The sequence below is a fragment of the Xenorhabdus kozodoii genome (genome assembly GCF_002632875.1).
Taxonomy (GTDB): domain Bacteria; phylum Pseudomonadota; class Gammaproteobacteria; order Enterobacterales; family Enterobacteriaceae; genus Xenorhabdus; species Xenorhabdus kozodoii.
Genome location: NZ_NJCX01000078.1, coordinates 1 through 1,256 on the forward strand (window position 1 = coordinate 1; position 1,256 = coordinate 1,256).

Below are 1,256 nucleotides of genomic sequence, written 5' to 3' on the forward strand. Positions count from 1 at the left end.
ACAACATCTTGGCGTGGCTGAAACAGGCGAGGGATGAAAAACGTAGCCTGCATAAGTTAACGGTTGGGCATTTTATTACTGATAGCCAAGGCGTTGCCCCCAATAATGGCATCCGTGGATAACTAAAATAAGGAAGAAACAAAATGAGTAAACTGAAACCAACGGATTGCATTGATTGCCAAAAGATACTGAAAAACTGGATTGAATTTCAACTCGTAGATGAGCAGGGTAAGCCCCTAATAGGGATACCTTATAAACTGAAAAGCCGAGGGAACAAAAGCATTGTGCGAACGGGCAGCACGGATGGCAATGGAATATTGCGTGAAGAAGATCTTCCCCCCATGCCTGTGACACTCTCTGTTTCAGCGCAGCCTTTGGCTGATAAAGTAACCCAATGCCCTGCTCGTCCAGATACCGGAAAAATAGGCAATCTTCAGGTAAGGAAAAATAGCTATAACGGCAAGCATGATTATCGTTATATCACATTAGGGGCAATCAGCGATGCCTACCCAACAGTAAAAGGCTGGCAAGAAGAAGAATTAAAAGCCTCTGAACACTTTAAAGATTCAACATTAAAAGGGTTTACCGCCCATCCCCTTAATCGGCGATATGTGCTGGAAGTTCAGGCGATAGAAAGCGGTATTACCTTAACAATTGGTGTCTTTTTTGATGGAACGGGGAACAATGCCGACAATATTAATGAGCGGCTTTTATGTGTTCCAGAAGCAACCAATATCAATCAACAGTCGATGAGTTGTGCCTTTAACCAATTTGGCTTGCCCGGTGATACCTCGCGGATCAGTTATGATGGTTACTATACTAATGTGCATTTTTTGCATGAGATATATCTTGAAGGGAAACCTAATGAAAACTCACATCAAATCAAAGTCTATATTGAAGGGATTGGCACTCAGGCAGGAAAATCAGACAGTATCGTGGGTTATGGATTGGGAGTAGGGGAAACAGGTGTTCATGCTAAAACTGAAATGGCCATCCAAAAAATAAAATCTGAATTAGAAGTGGCATTGGAGAGGACCCATGACAATATCAAATGCCTGCAATTCGATATAATAGGCTTTAGTCGCGGGGCTACGGCGGCACGCCATTTTGCCAATCGGGTTTTTAATCGTGATCCCGTTCTGGCACAGGCCTTAACCGATGGTTTCAATCAACGACGTTATCTGAATCAATCCACTTATCCCACGGGGAAAAGCCGTTTTCTGGGTCTCTTTGATACGGTTGCGGCAATTGGCACA

Annotated in this window: 1 protein-coding gene; it reads left to right on the forward strand. The window is 43.5% G+C overall.

Annotated features, from left to right (window positions below; all coding sequences use genetic code 11):
- Positions 1 to 143: 143 nt before the first annotated feature.
- On the forward strand, positions 144 to 1,256 hold a 1,113-nt coding region (locus Xkoz_RS19140), incomplete at its 3' end, for a DUF2235 domain-containing protein (RefSeq protein WP_141554458.1).